Origin of the sequence: Intrasporangium sp., assembly GCF_051961875.1 — a bacterium.
Lineage (GTDB): Bacteria > Actinomycetota > Actinomycetes > Actinomycetales > Dermatophilaceae > Intrasporangium_A.
This window is the reverse complement of sequence record NZ_JBQCCV010000270.1, coordinates 1-4,675: the sequence shown is the minus strand read 5'-3', so window position 1 is coordinate 4,675 and position 4,675 is coordinate 1. Positions and strand designations below refer to the sequence as shown.

The 4,675-nt window shown below is 70.3% G+C and carries 8 protein-coding genes; 6 read left to right on the top strand and 2 right to left on the bottom strand.

The genetic code is table 11. The features are described 5' to 3' along the window. Positions 1-19: 19 nt before the first annotated feature. From ACTHJJ_RS16635 to ACTHJJ_RS16625, 3 genes are all read left to right on the top strand, one after another. Entirely contained in the window at positions 20-154 is a 135-nt protein-coding gene (locus ACTHJJ_RS16635; protein ID WP_440304060.1) for a hypothetical protein, read from the top strand. Positions 155-330: 176 nt separating this feature from the next. Then, the gene (locus tag ACTHJJ_RS16630; RefSeq protein ID WP_440304059.1) at positions 331-726 is read left to right on the top strand and encodes a DUF2237 family protein; all 396 of its coding nucleotides are present in this window, start codon (positions 331-333) and stop codon (positions 724-726) included. 8 nt (positions 727-734) lie between these two features. Then, entirely contained in the window at positions 735-1,403 is a 669-nt protein-coding gene (locus ACTHJJ_RS16625; protein ID WP_440304058.1) for a hypothetical protein, read from the top strand. Here the strand turns inward: ACTHJJ_RS16625 and ACTHJJ_RS16620 are convergent. Then, positions 1,372-2,280 carry a TIGR03560 family F420-dependent LLM class oxidoreductase gene (locus ACTHJJ_RS16620; protein ID WP_440304057.1) on the bottom strand — a complete coding sequence of 303 codons (909 nt, stop codon included), beginning with the start codon at positions 2,278-2,280 and terminating at the stop codon, positions 1,372-1,374. The two genes, ACTHJJ_RS16625 and ACTHJJ_RS16620, sit on opposite strands and share 32 nt — an antisense overlap. A 77-nt stretch (positions 2,281-2,357) precedes the next feature. On the opposite strand from ACTHJJ_RS16620, the gene ACTHJJ_RS16615 reads away from it, so the two are divergent. Both ACTHJJ_RS16615 and ACTHJJ_RS16610 read left to right on the top strand, forming a co-directional pair. Beyond that, positions 2,358-2,792, top strand: a complete 435-nt coding sequence (locus ACTHJJ_RS16615; RefSeq protein ID WP_440304056.1) for a hypothetical protein — start codon at positions 2,358-2,360, stop codon at positions 2,790-2,792. A 133-nt stretch (positions 2,793-2,925) separates the two neighbouring features. Then, positions 2,926-3,162, top strand: a complete 237-nt coding sequence (locus ACTHJJ_RS16610; RefSeq protein ID WP_440304055.1) for a hypothetical protein — start codon at positions 2,926-2,928, stop codon at positions 3,160-3,162. Positions 3,163-3,211: 49 nt separating this feature from the next. Here ACTHJJ_RS16610 and ACTHJJ_RS16605 read toward each other — a convergent pair whose 3' ends face one another. After that, positions 3,212-3,619 (bottom strand): ChaB family protein, encoded by a 408-nt coding sequence (locus ACTHJJ_RS16605; protein ID WP_440304054.1) that lies wholly within the window; start codon positions 3,617-3,619, stop codon positions 3,212-3,214. Positions 3,620-3,712: 93 nt separating this feature from the next. Here ACTHJJ_RS16605 and ACTHJJ_RS16600 point away from each other — a divergent pair. Beyond that, on the top strand, positions 3,713-4,675 hold a 963-nt coding region (locus ACTHJJ_RS16600), incomplete at its 3' end, for a DNA polymerase IV (protein WP_440304053.1).

Below are 4,675 nucleotides of genomic sequence, written 5' to 3'. Positions count from 1 at the left end.
CTGGACCGACGCGCACCACGTGATCGCGTGGTACCGCGGCGGGCCGACCAGCCTGCTGAACACGGCACTGTTGTGCCGGCGCCACCACAGCCACGTGCACCGGCACGAGCTCACCGCGACCGTCACCGCCACCGGCGTCACCTGGCACCTGTAGCGGCCCCGCCCGCACCCCGCCCCCAAACGGGACGGGGACCGCGGCATGCTCGGGACCCGTCACCCTTTGGTCACGCGAGAGGGGGACGTTCGCCCCATCACGGCAGCGTCGTCGACAGGAGCCGTAGGACGGGTGATCGGCATGTCCCGATGGTGCCGAGCGCGTAGGTTGGGCGCATGGGGCACGGCCAGCGCAACGTCCTCGGCGGCGAGCTCGAGGAGTGCTCGACCGAGCCGCTCACCGGCTTCTATCGCGACGGCTGCTGCACATCGGGCCCCGAAGATGTGGGCAGCCACACCATCTGCGTCGTCGTGAGCCGGGAGTTCCTCGAGCACCAGCGTTCGGTGGGCAACGACCTGTCGACGCCTCGACCGGAGTGGCGCTTTCCAGGGTTGCAGCCCGGTGACCGCTGGTGCGTCGTCGCCGCCCGGTGGCTCGAGGCGCAACGGGAGGGGGCCGGGGCGCCGGTCGTCCTCGCCGCCACCCACGAGCGTGCGCTCGACGTGGTGCCACTCCAGCTCCTCGAGGCGTATGCCGCCGACATCCCCGACGACCCAAGGGCACTGCTCTGAGGGCCGGCGTGGTCCCCCAAGCGGTCCTCGCCATTGGCCTGGCCCTCATCTTCGGCGCCTGCAACGGCGATCCGCAGGTCCAGCTCGAGGAGGGTGGCCGAACCACCGACTCGCTACCCCCGGTTCCTGCGGCGAGTCAGGTCGTCACCGTCACCGACCCTGTCACCTTGACCGTGACGAGGACCGTCACCGTCGAGGTGACGCCGAGCGGAACCGCTCTCCCGGCGACTCCGGCCATCCCGGCGGTCTTCGAAGAGGGAGCCGCCCGCGAGGCGGTGAGCGCATTGCTGGCCGACATCGGTCACCTCGACCGGGACTTTCCGCGGGCGACGGCCACGTCCTCGGCGTCACCTTCACCGGCACCGCCCGCGCCCTCGACGACCGGCAGCGGCCCGAGCGGTGGAACTGCCGCAGGCCACCTCCGCACGTTCGACGCACACCTCCAGGACCTGCTCGCCGCCGGGATCCCGACCGCGACCGATGGACCGAGCTATGTGGCCCGAGTCCTCAGCCTGCAGACCTTCGCGTCGGCGGCGCTCATCGAGACGTCGACCGACCCGTCGCGCGCAGCGGCCCGCTATGCAGTGATGCGCACCGAGCTTGCCGTCCTGCTGACGCAGGTGGGCACCAGCCTCGGCGCCAGCTTCACCCTGCCGCCTCCCGGCCCTGCTCGATGAGGGCGTCGAGCGCCTCGAGCCGCTGCGCCCCCGAACCGAGCGAGAGGTCCGGGACGATCACCTCGTCCACGCCCGCCTCTCGCCAGGCAACGACCATCTCGCCGAAGGCCTCGGCCGGACCGGCCACGGCCGGGCGGCCGTGCACGGAGGCGATGAACTTCTTTGCCTCGCAAGGCGAGTCGGTCAGCCGCACGAGCGCCTGCGTCGACCTGGTGATTGACGACGGGTCGCGGCCGATCTCCTCGCAGTGGCGGTCGAGGACGGCGCCGCGCTCCGCGATGGTCTCGGGCATCGCCCACATGTTCCACTCGTCGGCATGGCGGGCGACGAGCCTCAGCATCCGGTCACCCTTGCCGCCGATGAGCAGCGGGAGCCGGCGCTGGACCGGCTTCGGCTCGCAGACCGCGTCGGTCAGCTCGTAGTACCGCCCCGGGAAGGTCACGACTGGCTCGGTCAGCAGTCCCCTGAGCACCGAGCAGGCCTCGTCGAGGCGGGCGAGACGCTCACCGGGGACAGGCAGCGTGATGCCGTACTGCTCGTGCTCGTTGGCCTGCCAGCCCGCACCGAGGCCGAGCACGAGTCGACCGTCGCTGATCCGGTCGACGCTCGCTGCCCAGTTCGCGACGACCGTGGGATGCCGGTAGGTGTTGCCGAGGACGAGAGTGCCGAGGCGGACACGCGTCGTCAGGCCCGCGAGCGCGGCGAGGGCAGCCGTCGACTCCAGGTGCGCAGACGTCACCGCCCCGAAGAGCCCGCCGTCACCCATGAAGTGGTCGGCGACATACACACCGTCCCACCCACTCGCCTCGGCGTGTCGCACGATCTCGACCACTTCTGGCCAGGGTTGGGAGAGCTTGGGCCACAGGGAAAAGCGCACGTCCCGACCCTAATGGCAGCCCGTCGGGCCGGCCGGGGCTCCGGGCTGCCGCTGCCATCGCTGGCTACCATGGAGCGGTGCCAGACCCCACTGACCTCCAGGACTATGTCGATGCCTGCCGGGCGCGGGTGGAGTCGCAGGTCGCCTTCTTCAGGGAGTTCGCGGCCGCGGTGAGCCGGGCCGACGATGACGAGGAGCGCGGCCTCGAGCCGATGCTCGAGGGCCTCGAGGCCGACTACTTCAACAACCTCGTCATCGTCATCGACGCCTACTTCGTCGGTCGCCTTCCCGAGTCGGCGACAGCCGGGCCGGTCGCAACCGAGGTGGCCGCCCTGCGTGACTCACTCGTCGAGGGCGAGGGCGAGCTCCTCCCCGAGGCGGCAGCACGGATCAACGAGGGCCGCAACGTCCTCGGCCTCAAGGCCGGCGACTCGATCCGGCTCACGGCCCAGAGCTTCTCTCGCCTCGCCGACGCCTACTTCGGGGAGATCGAGCGCAGACAAGGGCTCTGACCGCCCCCGGGAGCGAGCGCTGACGCGGCCGATGAGCCACCCGGGAGCGGCCGGCGCACCGCCTGGATCCACGGCGCGCGCTGATTCTGTGTACTTCCCGCCCGAGCCAACCTAGTTGTGCCACAGTGCAGCCGTGGCGCACACCTACACCCGCACGACCTACGTCTGGTTCGTGGCGGCGGGGATCACCGGCATCGTCAGTGGGTTCCTCCACATCGTGCGATCGCACCTGACTGCCGGCGGCACCGAGTCCGTCGTCGTGACGGTCCTGGCATTCGGCCTGACCGCCGTCACGGCTGTGCTCATCTTCCGCGGCATCATGGTCGCCGCCTACGAGCAGGACCACGCGTCGCGGCGTGGCCGCCAGTGAGCGTCATACCAAACGGCAGCGTGACCTGACGAGTGAGCCGGCGACGCGCTCAGTCACCGCGGCTCTTGCGCGTCTCCTTGTCGTTCGCCTTCTGAATCGCGTCGACCAGCTCGTCCCTGTCCATCTTGGAGCGACCGGGGATGTCGAGCCGCTTCGCGTCGTCATAGAGGTGGCTCTTCGAGGCGTTCGCGTCGACGCCGCCGGCGGTCTTGCCGCCCCGGCGCGCGCTCCGGCCCGACTTGGCCGCCTGCCTGTCGGACGGGCCCTTCTGATCCTTGGGCTCCCAGTGGTCGCCGACCTTCTCGAAGCCGTGCTTGAGCGACGCGAAGGCCGTGCGGTGAGCGCGCTCACCCTCGCCGTACTCGTCGACGGCGGAGTCGTGCGTCTTCGACCACGTCTCCTGCGCCTTCTTGGGTGAACGCTGCAGGGTCGAGGGCAGATCCTTCTTCGAGACCATGGGGCATCCTCCTCGCGTCTGGTGTTGTCCGTCCCCTACCCCTGCCCTCCTCGGCTCATGCATGGACGGCCGGGAGCATGGACAATGCGGGGTATGGACGCCGGTGCCCGTCGGTGGGTGCTCCACGTCGACCTCGACCAGTTCATCGCAGCGGTCGAGGTGCTGCGTCGTCCCGAGCTCGCGGGCAGGCCCGTCATCGTCGGTGGACGAGGAGACCCGACGGAGCGAGCCGTGGTCGCGACAGCGAGCTACGAAGCGCGCGAGTATGGCGCCCGGTCGGGGATGCCGCTACGGATCGCGGCACGCAAGGTACCGGATGCCGTCCTCCTGCCCGTCGACGCGGACGCCTACAACGAGGCGTCCGAGCGCGTGATGGAGACGCTCCGTGGTCTCGGGGTCGTCGTCGAGGTGCTCGGCTGGGACGAGGCCTTCCTCGGCGTCGAGACCGATGACCCCGAGGGATTCGCGCGACGGATCCAGTCAGCGGTCCTGCAGGCGACCGACCTGCACTGCTCTGTCGGGATCGGCGACAACAAGATCCGCGCGAAGATCGCGACGGGCTTCGGCAAACCGCGCGGCGTCTACCGGTTGACGAGGGAGAACTGGCTCGAGGTGATGGGCGACCGGCCGACGATCGATCTCTGGGGCGTCGGGTCCAAGGTCTCCAAGCGGCTGACGGGTCTCGGGATCGAGACCGTGCGACAGCTCGCGGCCGCCCCGGAGGAGTCGCTCGTCGGAGAGTTCGGTCCACGGATGGGCGTCTGGTACGGCCAGCTGGGCAAGGGGATCGGCTCCGCCATCGTCGACGACACCCCGTGGGTCGCCCGCGGGCACAGCCGGGAGACGACCTACCAGGCCAACCTCACCAGCAGGGACCAGGTGCTCGCGGCCGTGCGGGAGCTCGCCGAGCAGGCGTTCGACGACACGGTCGCCGAGGGCCGCCCGGTCACCCGGGTCACGCTCAAGGTTCGCTACGCGCCTTTCTTCACCCAGAGCAAGGCGATGAAGCTCCGCGAGCCGACCAACGACCGCGAGACCGTCGTGGCCGCGGCCCTC

Bases quoted from the DNA above. Each gene is read 5' to 3' on its own strand.
- ACTHJJ_RS16605 (WP_440304054.1), bottom strand. From the start codon at position 3,619: ATGGTCTCGAAGAAGGATCTGCCCTCGACCCTGCAGCGTTCACCCAAG.
- ACTHJJ_RS16630 (WP_440304059.1), top strand. From the start codon at position 331: ATGGGGCACGGCCAGCGCAACGTCCTCGGCGGCGAGCTCGAGGAGTGC.